The organism is Curtobacterium sp. MCBD17_003 (genome assembly GCF_003234885.2).
Classification (GTDB): domain Bacteria; phylum Actinomycetota; class Actinomycetes; order Actinomycetales; family Microbacteriaceae; genus Curtobacterium.
Window position 1 is genome coordinate 1,713,481 of the sequence record NZ_CP126275.1, and the last position, 15,914, is coordinate 1,729,394.

Sequence of the window (15,914 nt, forward strand, 5' to 3'; positions counted from 1 at the left end):
CACGAGAGGGGCGTCGCACCCGAGAGAGGCGTCGCGCCCACGAGAGAGGCGGCGGGCTCAGGACGAGGGCCGCACACGACCGGACACGACCCCGCCGCGGACGTGCACGGTGAGGGTGCCGCTCTCGCTCTGCGTCACGAGGGTGACGGATCCGGTGAGGGCGTCGGCACGGGGGAAGCACGACGTGCTCGCCGTCCGACCGTCCGCCGTCGCGAGCAGGCAGACGAGCGACGCGTTCGTCCCGACCGCCGCGTACACGTCCCACGGCGTCTGGGCGTCGTCCGCGGACAGGGAGCGGTTCGTGAACACCAGGCGTGTGGAGTGCAGCCGCACGGGAGCCGAGACCGCTCCCGGGATCTGGTCGGCGAACGTCTGCGGCGCCGAGAGCAGCGCCGCGAGGGTGCGTTCCCCGTCGCTCGTGGCGGCCGCGACCGACGGTCGTGACCGCTGTTGGTCGATCGTCGTCCCGACCAATGCACCGACGCCGAACGACGCGAGTGCGGTGCCGACGATCGCGACGAGGCCGACACGGCGGAGCCGGACCGGGAGGCGGCCCCACGCTCCTCGCCTCGGCGCGCGACCGGAGCCGGAGCCGCTGGACCGCCCGTCGTCGAGCGCGGTCACCGGTGCGACGTCGCTCGCCCGGGCCGAGGTCGGGTCGGGCGGTGCGGGGGCAGCGGCGCCCGCACCGGACGGGACCCGGTCGGCAGCCATCGGCATCGAGTCGGTCCGGTCGGCGCCGGTCGGTCGAGCATCGCGCGTCTCGGCGGCGACCGGCCGGCCAGGCGCGAGGTCGAGGGCATCGAGCGCCCGGCGAGCGGCCTGCGCCTCGGCGGGCGTGGCGTCCGGCCCGTACGCGATCGCCTGCAACGCCGCGCGGCGCCGGCCAGGCTCCGGGCCTGCGCCGCCGACCCCGTCATCGAGTGCCGACATGTCCTCCGCCGTTCGTCCCACCCATCCTGCTCCGTGGAGCGGCCCGCGGAGCGGCCGGGGTCAGTCCTCGGCCTCGGTGGCCTCCAGGTCGGCGGTCCGGGCGTCGTCGTCCGTGAGCGCGTCGTCCGCGGGCGCCGCATCGCTGTCGAAGGACAGGTCGCGCTCCAGCCGTTCCGCGGTGACCGGCTCCCCGTCGACGATGGGCGGTTCCCACTCGTGGTCGCTGCCGCTCGTTCCGTCGTTGCTCATGACGCCTCCTCGTCCGCGTGGCCGGGGCGCCCACGCTGAGCGCTCCTCCCGCCGACGGTAGGCGCGGCCCGCGACCCCCGTTCCCAGGGACGTCGTCGTCGCCGTCGGCCTAGGCTCGGCGACATGACGGAACCAGGGCACGACCAGCGCGACCCGGCTGCGGCTGCCGAGGCGGCAGCGGCGAGCACCTCCGACAGCGTGCTGCAGGGCGACCTCACCCGGCCGATGAGCGAGGACACCCAGTCGGGTGCGGCGGACTACGTGGCCACGAACACGGGCGGTGTCTCCGCCGAGCGCCGCAACCCGCTGCCGGACGAGGAGCAGGGACGGGGCACGGAGTACGACCCGGTGGACCAGGGCCCGCAGCAGGAGGGTCAGGGCGGCTGATCCCGTTCCGCGGGAGCGACGGCTGCCCGCGCGCCGCGGACCACGTTCAGCGGACTCCAGGCAAGATCACGGCATGACCGCTGCCTCCCCGCGCACCCCGGCCACGGTCGCACTCGACCGTGCCGGTGTCCCTTACACGCCGCACGTGTACGAGCACCACGAGACGGCGACGAACTTCGGCGCCGAGGCGGCCGCGGCGCTCGGGCTCCGCGAGGACCAGGTGTTCAAGACGCTCGTCGTCCAGGTCGACGAGCAGCTCGTGGTCGCGGTGGTCCCCGTCGCGAACCGACTCGACCTCAAGGCGATCGCGAACGCGGTCGGGGGCAAGAAGGCGTCGCTCGCGGCACCGGACCTCGCGGAGCGGCGCACGGGATACGTCGTCGGCGGCATCAGCCCCGTCGGACAGCGCACCACGCTCCGAACCGTGCTCGACGCGTCGGCCGAGGACTACGCCACGATCTTCGTGAGCGGCGGACGGCGGGGGTTCGACATCGAACTCGCGCCGCGAGACCTCCTCGCGGTCACGGCGGGCGCGACGGCCGCGATCGCGCGGGACTGAGCCGACCCCGTGGCGACCTCCTCGCGGACCTGAGTCGTGTCGACGCAACTTCTTCCCGCACCCGGGAATGGCCGGGGCACCTCTGCGTTGTATTGAGTCGGACGCACTCAAGTTCCACAGGAGGTCCCTTTGTCAGACGTCTTCGGCCCGACCGGCAGCGACAACTCGTTCGACGAGTTCCTCGCCCGCCTGCTCCAGGGCCAGCAGCGGTCCGTGCCGTTCGGCCGGCCCGTCGACATCACGCGGCTCCTCAGCCGCCGCACCCACGAAGTGCTCCGCGCCGCGGCGACGTTCGCCGTGGAGCGCGGCCACCACGAGATCGACGCGCTGCACCTGCTCCGCGTCCTCGTGACCGCCGAGCCGTTCGCCGGGCTCGTCCGCACCGTCGGCGCCGACCCCGATCGGTTCGCCGCCGCGGTCGACGAACGACTCCCGGAGCCGTCCGACGAGCGCCCCGAGGGCCGTCCCGCGCTCACGCCCTCAGCGCAGCGCGCGCTCCTCGACGCCGCGCAGGCCGCGCGCGCGTTCGGATCCACGTACGTCGACCCCGAGCACGTCTTCTTCGCGCTCGTGGTCGAGCAGGACACCGTCGCCGGGCAGATGCTCGTCGCCGCGGGCGTGACGCCGCAGACCATGCAGCAGTACGCGCAGGACGCCGCCCGTGCCGCCCGCGAGGGTCGCCCGGTCGCCGGCAGCACCGCGGCCGGCACGCCGGGCCAGGAGTCCGACACCCCGACGCTCGACCAGTTCGGCACCGACCTCACGGCCCGCGCACGCGAGGGCGGAATCGACCCCGTGATCGGCCGTGCCGGTGAGATCGAGCAGACCGTCGAGATCCTGCTCCGCCGTACCAAGAACAACCCGGTCCTCATCGGCGAACCGGGCGTCGGCAAGACCGCGATCGTCGAGGGCCTGGCCCAGCGCATCGTCGACGGCGACGTCCCCACGCTGCTCCAGGGCAAGCGGGTCGTCGCACTCGACATGGCCGCGATGGTCTCGGGCACGCGCTACCGCGGTGACTTCGAGGAGCGACTCACCAAGGTCATGGACGAGATCGCCGCGCACCGCGACGAGCTCATCGTGTTCGTCGACGAGCTGCACACCGTCGTCGGCGCCGGCAGCGGTGGTGACGGCGGCATGGACGCCGGCAACATCCTCAAGCCGCGCCTCGCCCGTGGTGACCTGCACATGGTCGGCGCCACGACGCTCGACGAGTACCGCCGCATCGAGAAGGACGCCGCGCTCGAACGCCGCTTCCAGCCCGTGACGGTCGGCGAGCCGAGCGTGGCCGACGCCGTGCAGATCCTCGCCGGCCTGGCGCCGCGGTACGCCGAGCACCACGGCGTCGCCTACACGGACGACGCCATCCGCGCGGCCGTCGAGATGTCACATCGCTACGTGACCGACCGCTTCCTGCCCGACAAGGCCATCGACCTCATCGACCAGGCCGGCGCGCGGCGCCGTCTCGCCCTCAGCGGCACGGTCGACGTCGACGCCCTGCGTGCCGAGATCGTCGATCTGCAGTCCGCCAAGGACCGCGCGGTCGCCGAGGAGCAGTACGAGGAGGCATCGCGGCTCCGTGACGCCATCGACGGACTGGAGGCCCGGATCGAGTCCGCCACCGCGCCCACCGCGACCGACGCGAGCAGCGCCTCCCGGACGGAGGCCGACACGACGATCACCGAGGCGGACATCGCCGAGGTCGTCGCCCGTGCGACCGGCATCCCCGCCTCGCGGCTCACCGCGGACGACCGCGCCCGGCTCGCGGTCCTCGAGGACGACCTGCACGCACGGGTGATCGGGCAGGACGACGCGGTCGCCGCCATCGCCAAGTCCGTCCGTCGCAGCCGCACCGGCATGGGCGACCCGCGTCGCCCCGTCGGGAGCTTCCTGTTCCTCGGCCCGACCGGTGTCGGCAAGACCGAGCTGGCGAAGGCGCTCGCGTCGAGCCTGTTCGGCGACGAGACCGCGATGCTCCGCTTCGACATGAGCGAGTTCGGGGAGCGCCACACGGTCAGTCGGCTCGTCGGCGCCCCTCCCGGGTACGTCGGGTACGACGAAGCCGGGCAGCTCACCGAGCGTGTCCGCCGGAACCCGTACTCGGTGATCCTGCTCGACGAGATCGAGAAGGCGCACCCGGACGTGTTCAACCTGCTCCTGCAGGTGCTCGACGACGGACGACTCACGGACGGGCAGGGACGCACCGTGGACTTCCGGAACACGGTCGTGATCATGACGTCGAACCTCGGGTCCGAGTTCCTCGCCAGCCGTTCGGGCGCCCTGGGGTTCTCGGCGGCGACCGACGCCTCGGGGTACGAGGAGCAGGACCTGCGGAACCGGGTGATGGGCAAGCTCCGCGAGGCCATGCGGCCCGAGTTCCTCAACCGGATCGACGAGATCGTGCTGTTCCGCAAGCTCGACCGCGCGCAGCTGCACGCCATCGTCGGGCTCCTGCTCGCCGACACCGCACGTCGGGTGGCCGCGCAGGACCTCGACCTGGAGGTCCGTCCCGCCGCGGTCGACTGGCTCGCCGAGCACGGGTACGAACCCGAGTACGGCGCCCGTCCGCTGCGTCGGCTCATCCAGCGCGAGGTCGAGGACCGCGTCGCGGACCTCATGGTCCGCTCCGAGGTCGCAGCCGGCGAGACCATCGCGATCGACGTGGTCGCCGACCAGCTCGTCGCCACCGTGGACCGGGACGCCCGCGTGCGGGTCTAGGTGTACTGCCCAGGGAGGTTGGTCAACCGAGTGATCGGTGACCGGTTCCCGATGGCGGTGTGGGGCCGGTGGTGATTGTAGTGATGCAGCCATGCCGGGAGGGCGTTCCGGCGGGCGTGCTCGGTCGGGTAGTGCCGTGAGAACGCCCACCCGTCGGCGAGGGTGCGGTGGAAGCGTTCGATCTTCCCGTTGGTCTGCGGCCGATAGGGGCGGGTCTTCTTCGGCGTGATCTCCAGCTCAGTGCAGGCCTCGCGCCAGGCGTGGGACTTGTAGGCAGAGCCGTTGTCGGAGAGGACCCGCTCCACCCGGACACCGCGTGCGGCGAACCACGACACGGCCCGCCGTAGCACCCCGATCGCGGTCGCTGCTTTCTCGTCGTCGTGGATCTCGGCGTAAGCGACGCGGGAGTGGTCATCGATCACGGTGTGCACGAACGCGGTCCCGATCAGCGGGCCGCGATGCTTGCTGCGGCCCTTACCGGGCGTTGCTGACCGGTTCCGCCCACCTTGCTGTCGGCCGACGTAGCGCCAGCCGCCGCCATCGGGGATGTTGCCGAGTTTCTTCACGTCGACGTGGATCATCGCGCCCGGACGTTCGTGCTCGTAACGGCGCACGAGTTCGCCGGTGCGGATGTCGATGTGGTGCAGCCGGTTCACCCGACAGCGGGTCAGCACGGCGTGCACTGTCGAGGCCGGCATGCCGAGTTGCCCGCCGATCCCAACGGGACCGAGGCGCTTTCGCCAGCGAAGTGCGACGACCTTCTTCACCAGCTCAGGGCGGGTGCGGTTCGGGGACCGGTGCGGACGGGACGAGCGGTCATGCATGCCCTCGGCGCCCATGGCCGCATACCGGTCGGCCCAGCGCTTCGCGGTCGGCCAGGACACGTGGAAGAACAGGGCTGCGTGCCGGACTGGCCAGCCGTCATCGACGATCAGACGACCTATCCGGAGGCGTTGGCGTGGTGTCAGGGCAGCGTTAGCGTGGGACACGAGGACCTCCTGCGGAGAGTGTGTGAACTAGACAGCTCCACTCCACTGCAGGAGGTCCTTCTCACATCCCAACGACTACAGCGAGTCGTCGCAACACAACCAACGTCCCTGGGCAGTACATCTAGGTCCACTCCGGGTGGAGGAACGCCCCCGGTGTCGCATCGACACCGGGGGCGTTCCCGTCGCCTGTCCGGGCGGTGCCACGGACCGGACGGGCGTCAGCGCGCGGCGTTCTGCACGAGTCCGACCGCGTACGACGCGAACCAGTCGCCGGCCGCCGGCCCACCGTTGCACGTGCCGTCACTCGCACCGGGTGTCTTCACCCACAGCAGCGCGTCGAGCTGGCCGCTGCCGTACGTCACGTGCGGGTCCTGACCGAGGCCGGCACCCGCTGGGTTGCACCAGTCGCCGCGGGCACCGCGACCGTTCCGCGAGACGTCGATGACGAAGTGCGATCCGCCGGTGAGGGCGGACACCTTGCCGGCGTAGGAGCGCTCCGGATCGACGGCGTTGAAGTTCGACACGTTCGTGAAGAACCCGCGCGCCTGGCTGACGCCCGCCTGGTTCAGCTCCGAGGCCGTGACGGCCGGCGCGTTCCAGCTCGAGTTCCCCCCGTCGAGGTACGCGGGGACACCGGCGGCGTGGAACTGTGCGACCGCTGTCCTGAGGAGCGGGAGCCGCGTCGACGCGTCCTGCGAACACGACGGGAGCATCGCGAGCGAGTCGGGCTCGACGAGCACGACCGCGCGATGACCGTGGAGGTCGTCCGCGATCTGCTGGTTCCACGCGGTGTACTGCGCGGGCGTCAGCCCACCAGCGGAGTACCCGCCGCAGTCCCGGTCGGGGATCGCGTAGGTGACGAACACCGGGGTGGTGCCCTTCGATTCTGCGCTCGCCAGGCTCCGTGCGATGGTGCTGTCGAGCAGGCCGCCCTGGAACCACTCGCCCAACCAGATCGCGATCGGCTGGCGTGCGATCGTCCGCGCCGCCGCTGCCTCGGTGGCCCGGCCCTGTGCGGCGAGGGTCGCTGCCGCCTGCGCCGGCTGGCTGTCGGGCTGGACGTACAGACCGCCCTGGTAGATCGTCTGCGTCGGAGCAGTACGGATCGTCGCCGGTGTGACGGTGGCGGTCGCCGCCGATGCGCTGGCGGTCTCGGTGATGGCCGTCGTGGTGCTGATCGACGCGACGGCGGCGGCCACGAGGGCCGCACGGACGATGCGGTTCATCGGTTGTTCCCCTGGGTGATCGCTGACAGACGTCCTGTACGTCTGCCGTGTGTGGGGGACAAGTCAACCGGCCGCCGTTCCGCTTGTCCACGCGGACCGGAGGGGCTTGCCAACCGCCACGCCGTGTGCTCCTCGCCGGCCAGCAGGACGGCCTGTACCCCGGTGGGCGGTCCGGATCGGCGCACGGCGTACCCCGTCGCGCGCCGGTACCGACGGCACGTCGGCCAGCGCCGTCCCCGTACGGTTGGGGCATGACCGAGCACGCCGCGTCCCTCGTCGAACGACTCACCGCCGTGGTGCCGGACTTCCCGAAGCCGGGGATCCTCTTCCGCGACGTCACCCCGGTGTTCGCCGATCCCGTCGCGTTCTCGACCGTCTGTGGCGCACTCGCCGAGCCGTTCACGGACGTCGAGGCGGTGGCGGGCATCGAGGCGCGCGGGTTCGCGTTGGCCGGGGGGATCGCCGTCCAGCGGGGCCGGGGTGTGCTCACCGTCCGCAAGGCGGGGAAGCTCCCCGGCGAGGTCCTCAGCGAGCAGTACGCGCTCGAGTACGGCGAGGCCGCGGTGGAGCTGCGCCCCGGACAACTGCCCGAGGGCACGCGCGTCCTCGTGGTCGACGACGTCCTCGCGACGGGTGGTACCGCCGAGGCGACCATCACGCTGCTCGAACGTGCCGGGTACCACGCGGTCGGGTTCGCAGCGCTCCTCGAACTCGACGGCCTCGGGGGCCGGGCTCGTCTCGAGGGTCGACTGCCGGTGCACACCCTCGGGGCCGCGCCCGCCTGACGCCTCGCGCGCGCTGCGCAGCGAGCACTCCCGCCACGGTGCGGGCCGGGGTCGTCGACGGGGCGGTGCGGGCCTCCCGGCCGACTAGTGTTGGTGCACCACCGAACGAGGGAGCCCCACCACCGTGACCGAGTCAGTCGTCCCCGCCGCCGACCAGCCCGACGTGCCGCCGGCACCCGCGACCGTGACGGCGACGACCACGACGACCGGGACCGAGCTGTTCGCGGGCGAGCGGTCGGTCGTGGCGATCCGGGTCGACGGTGTGCTCCGTGACCTCGCGGCCGAGGTCTCCGCCGGGGCGGTCGTCGAGCCCGTGACCCTCGCTGAGCAGGACGGCCTCGACATCCTCCGGCACTCGACCGCGCACGTGCTCGCGCAGGCCGTGCAGGCGATCAACCCCGAGGCGAAGCTCGGCATCGGACCGCCCGTCACCGACGGCTTCTACTACGACTTCGACGTGGCCGAGCCGTTCACGCCCGAGGACCTCAAGGCCATCGAGAAGGGCATGGACCGCATCATCCGGCAGGGCCAGCGGTTCGTCCGTCGCGTGGTGAGCGACGACGAGGCGCGTGAGCTCATGGCGGGGGAGCCGTACAAGCAGGAGCTGATCGGCCTCAAGGGCGCGGCGAGCGAGGGTGACGCCGGCGAGAGCGTCGAGGTCGGTGCCGGCGAACTCACCGTCTACGAGAACGTGGACCCGAAGTCCGGCGAGGTCGTCTGGCAGGACCTCTGCCGCGGGCCGCACCTGCCCACGACCCGGGTCATCGGCAACGCCGCGAAGCTCATGCGGGTGGCTGCGGCCTACTGGCGTGGCTCCGAGAAGAACCCGCAGCTCCAGCGGATCTACGGCACCGCATGGCCCGACAAGGACCAGCTCCGCGCGTACCTCGAGCGCCTCGAGGAAGCCGCCAAGCGCGACCACCGCAAGCTCGGGGCCGAGCTCGACCTGTTCTCGTTCCCGGACGAGATCGGCTCGGGCCTCGCGATCTTCCACCCCAAGGGCGGGATCATCCGCCGCGAGATGGAGGACTACTCGCGGCGCCGCCACGAGGCCGAGGGCTACTCCTTCGTCAACACGCCGCACATCACGAAGGGCGACCTCTTCGAACAGTCCGGCCACCTCGGGTGGTACAAGGACGGCATGTTCCCGCCGATGCACCTCGACGAGGCACGGAACGACGAGGGCGAGATCACCCGGCAGGGCGCCGATTACTACCTCAAGCCGATGAACTGCCCGATGCACATCCTCGTGTACCGCTCGCAGGCCCGGTCCTACCGCGACCTCCCGCTCCGGTTGTTCGAGTTCGGGACCGTGTACCGGAACGAGAAGTCCGGTGTCATCCACGGCCTGACCCGTGTCCGTGGTCTCACGATGGACGACGCCCACATCTTCACGACGCGCGAGCAGATGAAGGACGAGCTCACCCGCACGCTGAACTTCGTGCTGTCGCTGCTCCGCGACTACGGCCTCACCGACTTCTACCTCGAGCTCTCCACGAAGGACCCGGACAAGTACGTCGGCTCCGACGAGGTCTGGGAGGAAGCCACGAGCACGCTGGCGGAGGTCGCCGCCGATTCCGGTCTCGAGCTCGTGCCGGACCCGGGCGGAGCGGCGTTCTACGGTCCGAAGATCTCGGTCCAGGCCCGTGATGCGATCGGCCGCACCTGGCAGATGTCGACGGTGCAGCTCGACTTCAACCTGCCCGAGCGTTTCGGCCTCGAGTACACCGCCGCGGACGGCTCGCGTCAGCGTCCGGTGATGATCCACCGCGCGCTCTTCGGGTCGATCGAGCGGTTCTTCGGCGTCCTCACCGAGCACTACGCGGGTGCCTTCCCCGCGTGGCTCGCACCGGTGCAGGTCGTCGGGATCCCGGTGGCCGAGGAGTACGGCGACTACCTCGACGAGGTCGTCACGCGGCTCCGCGAGCAGGGCGTGCGCGCCGAGGTCGACCACTCTGACGACCGCATGCAGAAGAAGATCCGCACCCACACCAAGCAGAAGGTCCCGTTCATGCTCATCGCGGGCGACGAGGACCGGCAGCAGGGCGCCGTGAGCTTCCGGTTCCGCGACGGCAGCCAGCACAACGGCGTGCCGATCGAAGAGGCCGTGGATCGCATCACGACGGCCATCCGCGAACGGGCTCAGGTCTGACCGTGGCGGAGACCCCGGGAACGGAGGGCGACCCCTTCGTCATCCGCTCCTCCGCGGACATGGCCGCCGTGCCCGACGCGTTCCAGCGCCTCTGGACGCCGCACCGCGCGGTGTACATCGAGCAGGGACGCGCGGGGGAGGGGCGTGGCCAGAAGGACGACTGTCCGTTCTGCGTCGCGCCGACCCTGCCGGACGAGGACGCCCTCATCGTGGCCCGCGGCCGGACGGCATTCGTGCTGCTCAACCTCTACCCGTACAACAACGGCCACCTGCTCGTCTGCCCCTACCGCCACGTGCCCCTGTACGACGAGGCGACCGACGAGGAAGCCGCCGAGATGACCGCCCTCACGCGCACCGCGATGGGCGTGCTCCGGACCGTGGCGCACTGCGACGGCTTCAACATCGGCATGAACCAGGGCGAGATCGCCGGCGCGGGCGTCGCGGCGCACCTGCATCAGCACATCGTGCCGCGCTGGGCGTCCGACTCGAACTTCTTCCCGATCATCGCGCGGACGAAGGCGATCACCCAGCTCCTCGGCGAGACCCGGCGCCTGGTGGCCGAGGCGTGGCCGCACGAGTCGCGTGTTCGCCCAGCGTGATCACGCTCCGCCGGGCAACTAGACTGGGTGGATCATGAGCGACAGCACCGCATCGACCACCGATCCCGCCTCGACCCCCGGCACCTCGATCACCGGTTCCTCGCGCGTCAAGCGCGGCCTCGCCGAGATGCTCAAGGGCGGCGTCATCATGGACGTCATCGACGCAGAGCAGGCGCGCATCGCCGAGGACGCCGGCGCGACGGCGGTCATGGCGCTCGAGCGTGTCCCCGCCGACATCCGGGCCCAGGGCGGCGTCGCCCGCATGTCCGACCCGTCGATGATCGAGGACATCATCGCCGCCGTGTCGATCCCCGTCATGGCGAAGGCACGCATCGGCCACTTCGTCGAGGCCCAGGTGCTGCAGGAGCTCGGTGTCGACTACATCGACGAGTCCGAGGTCCTCTCGCCGGCGGACTACGTCAACCACATCGACAAGTGGGACTTCACCACGCCCTTCGTGTGCGGCGCGACGAACCTCGGTGAGGCCCTCCGTCGCATCACCGAGGGTGCGGCGATGATCCGCTCCAAGGGCGAGGCCGGCACGGGCGACGTCTCCGAGGCGACGCGGCACATCCGCACGATCTCGAAGGAGATCGCCGCGCTCCGCAACCTCAAGGACGACGAGCTCTACGTCGCCGCCAAGGAGCTGCAGGCTCCGTACGACGTCGTCAAGGAGGTCGCCCGGACGGGTGCGCTGCCCGTCGTGCTGTTCACCGCGGGCGGCGTGGCCACCCCGGCGGACGCGGCGATGATGATGCAGCTCGGCGCGGACGGCGTGTTCGTCGGCTCGGGCATCTTCAAGTCCGGCGACCCGGCGAAGCGCGCCGCGGCGATCGTCAAGGCCGTCACGTTCCACGACGACCCGAAGGTCATCGCCGAGGTCTCCCGCGGTCTGGGCGAGGCGATGGTCGGCATCAACGTGGCCGACGTCCCCGCGCCGCACCGCCTCGCCGAGCGTGGCTGGTAGCCCCGTCGTCGGGAGCGTCCGGCCCCGGATCGGGGTCCTCGCACTCCAGGGCGACTTCCGGGAGCACATCGCGTCGCTGACGGCGCTCGGTGCCGAGGTCGTGCCGCTCCGTCGCCCGGAGGAACTCGCGAGCCTCCAGGGCGTCGTGATCCCGGGGGGCGAGTCCAGCGTGATGGACAAACTGGCGCGGTCGTTCGGTCTCGCCGAGCCGTTGTCCCAGGCCATCCACGAGGGCCTGCCGACGTACGGCACCTGCGCCGGGATGATCATGCTGTCGTCGCGCATCCAGGACGGCATCGACGGGCAGCAGACGCTCGACGTGCTCGACACGACGGTCCGCCGCAACGCGTTCGGCAACCAGAACGACTCGTTCGAGATCGACATCCCGATGCCGGACCTCGGCGAGGCCCCGGTGCACGCCGTGTTCATCCGTGCCCCGGTGGTCGAGGACCACGGTCCCGACGTGCAGGTCATCGGCGCCCTGCCCGACGGCCGACCGATCGCAGTGCAGCAGGGCAACGTCATCGCCTCGGCGTTCCACCCCGAGGTCAGCGGCGAGGACCGCTTCCACCGCCGCTTCCTCCAGCTCGTCGCCGACGCCTGACCCGGTCGGCGCGCGCCAGCGGGGAGGCGCGGCTCCACCCGTCCCGTCCCTCCCGGCCTGTACGATGACCGGGATCACCAGAACCGATCGAGGAGAACCGTGTCCGGGCATTCCAAGTGGGCAACGACCAAGCACAAGAAGGCGGTCATCGACCAGCGCCGTGCGAAGTCCTTCGCGAAGCTCATCAAGAACATCGAGGTCGCCGCCAAGATGGGCGGTGCGGACCTCTCGGGCAATCCGACGCTGGTCGACGCCGTGCAGAAGGCGAAGAAGACCTCCGTCCCGAACGACAACATCGACCGCGCGATCAAGCGCGGCGCCGGCCTCACCGGTGAGTCGATCGACTACCAGACGATCATGTACGAGGGCTACGGCCCGAACGGCGTCGCGATGCTGATCGAGTGCCTCACGGAGAACAGGAACCGCGCCGCGGCCGAGGTCCGGACCGCGATGACGCGCAACGGCGGCACCATGGCCGACCCGGGCAGCGTGGCCTACAACTTCGCGCGCAAGGGCGTCATCTCGGTCACCAAGACCGACGGCCTCACCGAGGACGACGTCCTCGGTGCCGTGCTCGACGCCGGTGTCGAGGAGGTCACCGACCAGGGTGGCGGGTTCGAGATCATCACCGAGGCCTCGGACCTCGTCGCCGCGCGGACGGCCCTGCAGGACGCCGGGATCGACTACGACGCCGCCGACGCCGAGTTCGTCCCCGGGCTCCGCATCGACGTCGACGCCGAGACGGCCCGCAAGGTGTTCAAGCTCATCGACGCCCTCGAGGACAGCGACGACGTGCAGAACGTCTACGCGAACTTCGCGATCCCGGCCGAGGTGCAGGCCGAGCTCGACGAGGACGAGGACTAGTCCCGTGACCGGGTCCGACCGGCCCCGTCCGTGATCCGCGTCCTCGGCGTCGACCCGGGCCTGACCCGGTGTGGCGTCGGCGTCGTGGAGGTCGCGGCCGACCGTCGGGCCCGTCTCGTGCACGTCACGGTGGTCCGCACACCGTCGGACATGGCGCTCGAGCAGCGGTTGGTCCGCATCGCCGCGGGCGTCGGTGCCGCGATGGACGAGTTCCGGCCCGATGCCGTGGCCGTCGAGCGAGTCTTCGCCCAGGCGAACGTGCGCACGGTCATGGGCACCGCCCAGGCGGCAGGACTCGCACTCCACGCAGCGGCGTCGCGGTCGATCCCCGTCACGTTGCACACCCCCTCCGAGGTCAAGGCGGCGATCAGCGGCTACGGCAACGCCGACAAGAAGCAGGTGGCGACGATGGTGGCGCGGGTGCTCGGACTGGCCGAGGCCCCGAAGCCCGCCGACGCATCGGACGCGCTCGCACTCGCGATCTGCCACGCCTGGAGGGTCGGCGCACCGACCGAGGCCGGTGCGCGGGCCGTCACGCTCACGCCGGCCCAGCGGGCGTGGCGAGAGGCCGAGCGGTCGGTGGTGTCTCGTAGGCTCGGAGGATGATCGCGAGTCTCCGAGGCACCTGCATCGACACGGCGGGCTCCCGCATGGTGGTCGAGGTCGGTGGCGTCGGGTACGGCGTGACCGTGACCCCGCAGCACGCGTTGGCCGTCCGACACGGGGCCGAGGTCTTCCTGTGGACCGTGCTCGTCGTCCGCGAGGACGACATGTCGCTGTACGGGTTCGAGACCGCCGAGGCGCTGCAGGTGTTCGACCTGCTCCGCGGCGTCTCCGGCGTCGGGCCGAAGTCCGCGATGGGGGTGCTCGCGACGATGACGCCCGCGCAGGTGGCGCGCGCGGTCACCGATGACGACGACACGGCCTTCCGCAAGGTGAGCGGCATCGGCCCGAAGACGGCCAAGCTCATCACGGTGGCCCTCGCCGGCAAGCTCACCGCCGTGCACGAGGCCACCCCCTCGCCCGCGGCTCCGCACCCAGCATCGGAGGACGTCGTCATCGCCCTGGTCGGCCTCGGTTGGCGCGAGGACGCTGCGCGCACCGCCGTCGACGAGACGATCGCGAACGAGCCCGGTGTCGCAGCGATGGGCACGCAGGCGTTGCTCCGTGCCGCGCTCGGCACGCTCCGGCCGTCGGGTGCGGCGCGATGAGCGGGATCACGTCCTCCGCACCCGAGTCCGAGGCCGAGCTCGCCTTCGAGGGAGCCATGCGGCCGCGGTCCCTGGCGGAGTTCGTCGGCCAGCGCAAGGTGCGCGGGCAGCTCGAGCTCCTGCTCACGGCCGCGGCGATGCAGGAGCGCACGCCGGACCACATCCTGCTGGCCGGGCCTCCCGGGCTCGGCAAGACGACGCTCGCGATGATCGTCGCGCACGAGTCGGGGCGACCGTTGCGGATGTCGAGCGGCCCGGCCATCCAGCACGCCGGCGATCTCGCCGCCGTCCTGTCCTCACTCGTGCCGGGCGAGGTCCTGTTCATCGACGAGATCCACCGCATGGCGCGCTCCGCGGAGGAGATGCTCTACCTCGCGATGGAGGACTTCCGCATCGACATCATGGTCGGCAAGGGCGCGGGCGCGACGAGCATCCCGCTCGACCTCGCCCCGTTCACCCTCGTCGGGGCGACCACGCGGGCCGGGCTGCTGCCGAACCCGCTCCGCGATCGCTTCGGGTTCACGGCCCACCTCGAGTTCTACGAACAGGACGAGCTCGAGCAGGTCCTCGTCCGCGCCGCGGGGCTGCTCGACCTCGCCATCGACCGGTCCGCCCTCCGCGAGATCGCCGGACGGTCCCGGGGGACACCCCGCATCGCGAACCGCTTGCTGCGTCGCGTCCGCGACTACGCCCTCGTGCACGCGCCCGTCAGCGGCATCGATGCCGTCCGTGGCGCACTCGACCTGTACGACGTCGACGAGCTCGGTCTCGACCGCCTCGACCGCGCGGTCGTCGAGACCATGCTCACGCGGTTCGACGGCGGTCCGGTCGGTCTCAACACGCTCGCCGTGTCGGTGGGCGAAGAGAGCGAGACCATCGAGTCGGTCGTCGAACCGTTCCTCGTGCGCGTCGGGCTCGTGACCCGGACGCCCCGCGGCCGGATCGCGACGCCGACGGCGTGGCGGCACTTCGGACTCACACCCGGCGGCGCCGCCCAGCAGGGCTCCGCTCCCACGGCACAGCCAGAACTGTTCGAGCGCGACTGACGCTCCGAGCGGCGACGCGGGGCGGGACGATGCTCCCAGCGCGGTGCCCTAGACTACCCCCGCCCGATTCGAGCACCCCCCCGGAAGGCCCATCCCATGCAGTCTAGTCCGACCACCATCGTCATGCTGGTCCTCGCGTTGGGGCTCGTGTTCCTCATGTTCCGCAACAGCCGGAAGCGGAAGCAGCAGCAGGAGACGATGACCACCAAGATGGTCCCGGGCGCGCGCGTCATGCTGTCGTTCGGGCTCTACGGCACCATCGTGTCCGTGAACGACGAGAAGGTCACGGCCGACGTCGAGATCGCGCCCGGCACGATCGTCACCGTCCACCGCCAGACCCTGTCGAGGGTCGTCGACGACAACGGCGACGACGCCGCCACCGCGGTCGTGGGCACCACGGCCACGGGCGACGAGGAACCCCGGCCGGTGATCGCCCCGGTCGAGACCACGGGCGAGCCGGAATTCGGCGAACGTCTCGGCAGCGACACCACCGGCGTGGTCGACCCGGACGCCAAGCGCGACGACCGCTGACCCCGACCCACCGCCCGGCCGACCCCGATCGGCCCGCCCGAGGGCGACTCCTCCGCACCCGGTAGCCGATCGGCTGCGCAGTCCGTACAGAAAG

The 15,914-nt window shown here is 71.3% G+C and carries 17 protein-coding genes; 13 read left to right on the forward strand and 4 right to left on the reverse strand.

Annotation, left to right across the window (positions count from 1 at the left end; all coding sequences use genetic code 11):
- Window positions 1-57: 57 nt before the first annotated feature.
- Entirely contained in the window at window positions 58-933 is an 876-nt protein-coding gene (locus DEI88_RS08180; RefSeq protein WP_111072754.1) for a hypothetical protein, read from the reverse strand.
- Window positions 934-993: 60 nt separating this feature from the next.
- Complete coding sequence (locus DEI88_RS08185) at window positions 994-1,182, reverse strand: hypothetical protein (protein WP_111072753.1); 189 nt, start codon at window positions 1,180-1,182, stop codon at window positions 994-996.
- Window positions 1,183-1,305: 123 nt separating this feature from the next.
- On the opposite strand from DEI88_RS08185, the gene DEI88_RS08190 reads away from it, so the two are divergent.
- From DEI88_RS08190 to DEI88_RS08200, 3 genes are all read left to right on the forward strand, one after another.
- On the forward strand, window positions 1,306-1,569 hold the full coding sequence (locus DEI88_RS08190; RefSeq protein ID WP_111009022.1) for a hypothetical protein: 264 nt from the start codon (window positions 1,306-1,308) through the stop codon (window positions 1,567-1,569).
- Between the two features lie 73 nt (window positions 1,570-1,642).
- The gene (gene ybaK, locus DEI88_RS08195; protein ID WP_111025590.1) at window positions 1,643-2,128 is read left to right on the forward strand and encodes a Cys-tRNA(Pro) deacylase; all 486 of its coding nucleotides are present in this window, start codon (window positions 1,643-1,645) and stop codon (window positions 2,126-2,128) included.
- A gap of 129 nt (window positions 2,129-2,257) precedes the next feature.
- Window positions 2,258-4,846 (forward strand): ATP-dependent Clp protease ATP-binding subunit, encoded by a 2,589-nt coding sequence (locus tag DEI88_RS08200; protein ID WP_111072752.1) that lies wholly within the window; start codon window positions 2,258-2,260, stop codon window positions 4,844-4,846.
- Here DEI88_RS08200 and DEI88_RS08205 read toward each other — a convergent pair.
- Both DEI88_RS08205 and DEI88_RS08210 read right to left on the reverse strand, forming a co-directional pair.
- Window positions 4,843-5,835: an IS481 family transposase gene (locus DEI88_RS08205; protein ID WP_284183510.1), complete on the reverse strand. Its 993-nt coding sequence runs from the start codon at window positions 5,833-5,835 to the stop codon at window positions 4,843-4,845. The two genes, DEI88_RS08200 and DEI88_RS08205, sit on opposite strands and share 4 nt — an antisense overlap.
- A gap of 218 nt (window positions 5,836-6,053) precedes the next feature.
- Entirely contained in the window at window positions 6,054-7,061 is a 1,008-nt protein-coding gene (locus tag DEI88_RS08210; protein ID WP_111071569.1) for a glycoside hydrolase family 6 protein, read from the reverse strand.
- A gap of 251 nt (window positions 7,062-7,312) precedes the next feature.
- Between DEI88_RS08210 and DEI88_RS08215 the strand changes: the two genes are divergently transcribed.
- The 10 genes from DEI88_RS08215 to yajC all read left to right on the forward strand — a co-directional run bounded on the left by DEI88_RS08215 (window position 7,313) and on the right by yajC (window position 15,820).
- Window positions 7,313-7,846, forward strand: a complete 534-nt coding sequence (locus tag DEI88_RS08215; protein WP_111071568.1) for an adenine phosphoribosyltransferase — start codon at window positions 7,313-7,315, stop codon at window positions 7,844-7,846.
- A gap of 184 nt (window positions 7,847-8,030) precedes the next feature.
- Window positions 8,031-9,998 carry a threonine--tRNA ligase gene (gene thrS / locus DEI88_RS08220; protein ID WP_111071591.1) on the forward strand — a complete coding sequence of 656 codons (1,968 nt, stop codon included), beginning with the start codon at window positions 8,031-8,033 and terminating at the stop codon, window positions 9,996-9,998.
- A gap of 59 nt (window positions 9,999-10,057) precedes the next feature.
- Entirely contained in the window at window positions 10,058-10,597 is a 540-nt protein-coding gene (locus tag DEI88_RS08225) for an HIT family protein (RefSeq protein WP_111013400.1), read from the forward strand.
- Window positions 10,598-10,631: 34 nt separating this feature from the next.
- A complete protein-coding gene (gene pdxS / locus DEI88_RS08230) occupies window positions 10,632-11,564 on the forward strand; it encodes a pyridoxal 5'-phosphate synthase lyase subunit PdxS (protein ID WP_111009027.1) in 933 nt (310 codons plus the stop codon).
- Window positions 11,554-12,168 carry a pyridoxal 5'-phosphate synthase glutaminase subunit PdxT gene (gene pdxT / locus DEI88_RS08235; protein ID WP_111035859.1) on the forward strand — a complete coding sequence of 205 codons (615 nt, stop codon included), beginning with the start codon at window positions 11,554-11,556 and terminating at the stop codon, window positions 12,166-12,168. The genes pdxS and pdxT overlap by 11 nt, the downstream gene beginning before the upstream one ends.
- Window positions 12,169-12,267: 99 nt before the next feature.
- The gene (locus DEI88_RS08240; RefSeq protein WP_111009029.1) at window positions 12,268-13,032 is read left to right on the forward strand and encodes a YebC/PmpR family DNA-binding transcriptional regulator; all 765 of its coding nucleotides are present in this window, start codon (window positions 12,268-12,270) and stop codon (window positions 13,030-13,032) included.
- A gap of 30 nt (window positions 13,033-13,062) precedes the next feature.
- Window positions 13,063-13,638, forward strand: a complete 576-nt coding sequence (ruvC, locus tag DEI88_RS08245; RefSeq protein WP_111009030.1) for a crossover junction endodeoxyribonuclease RuvC — start codon at window positions 13,063-13,065, stop codon at window positions 13,636-13,638.
- Window positions 13,635-14,243 carry a Holliday junction branch migration protein RuvA gene (ruvA, locus tag DEI88_RS08250; protein WP_111071567.1) on the forward strand — a complete coding sequence of 203 codons (609 nt, stop codon included), beginning with the start codon at window positions 13,635-13,637 and terminating at the stop codon, window positions 14,241-14,243. Before ruvC ends, ruvA begins: the two co-directional genes overlap by 4 nt.
- On the forward strand, window positions 14,240-15,289 hold the full coding sequence (gene ruvB / locus DEI88_RS08255) for a Holliday junction branch migration DNA helicase RuvB (RefSeq protein WP_111009032.1): 1,050 nt from the start codon (window positions 14,240-14,242) through the stop codon (window positions 15,287-15,289). The genes ruvA and ruvB overlap by 4 nt, the downstream gene beginning before the upstream one ends.
- A 96-nt stretch (window positions 15,290-15,385) precedes the next feature.
- Window positions 15,386-15,820 (forward strand): preprotein translocase subunit YajC, encoded by a 435-nt coding sequence (yajC, locus tag DEI88_RS08260; RefSeq protein ID WP_111025594.1) that lies wholly within the window; start codon window positions 15,386-15,388, stop codon window positions 15,818-15,820.
- Window positions 15,821-15,914 lie beyond the last annotated feature (94 nt).

Excerpts from the sequence above, each read along its gene's own strand:
- DEI88_RS08190 (WP_111009022.1), top strand. The coding sequence starts at position 1,306 with ATGACGGAACCAGGGCACGACCAGCGCGACCCGGCTGCGGCTGCCGAG.
- pdxS (WP_111009027.1), top strand. The coding sequence starts at position 10,632 with ATGAGCGACAGCACCGCATCGACCACCGATCCCGCCTCGACCCCCGGC.
- ruvB (WP_111009032.1), top strand. The coding sequence starts at position 14,240 with ATGAGCGGGATCACGTCCTCCGCACCCGAGTCCGAGGCCGAGCTCGCC.
- ybaK (WP_111025590.1), top strand. The coding sequence starts at position 1,643 with ATGACCGCTGCCTCCCCGCGCACCCCGGCCACGGTCGCACTCGACCGT.
- yajC (WP_111025594.1), top strand. The coding sequence starts at position 15,386 with ATGCAGTCTAGTCCGACCACCATCGTCATGCTGGTCCTCGCGTTGGGG.
- ruvA (WP_111071567.1), top strand. The coding sequence starts at position 13,635 with ATGATCGCGAGTCTCCGAGGCACCTGCATCGACACGGCGGGCTCCCGC.
- DEI88_RS08225 (WP_111013400.1), top strand. The coding sequence starts at position 10,058 with ATGGCCGCCGTGCCCGACGCGTTCCAGCGCCTCTGGACGCCGCACCGC.
- DEI88_RS08210 (WP_111071569.1), bottom strand. The coding sequence starts at position 7,061 with ATGAACCGCATCGTCCGTGCGGCCCTCGTGGCCGCCGCCGTCGCGTCG.
- DEI88_RS08215 (WP_111071568.1), top strand. The coding sequence starts at position 7,313 with ATGACCGAGCACGCCGCGTCCCTCGTCGAACGACTCACCGCCGTGGTG.
- DEI88_RS08180 (WP_111072754.1), bottom strand. The coding sequence starts at position 933 with ATGTCGGCACTCGATGACGGGGTCGGCGGCGCAGGCCCGGAGCCTGGC.
- DEI88_RS08185 (WP_111072753.1), bottom strand. The coding sequence starts at position 1,182 with ATGAGCAACGACGGAACGAGCGGCAGCGACCACGAGTGGGAACCGCCC.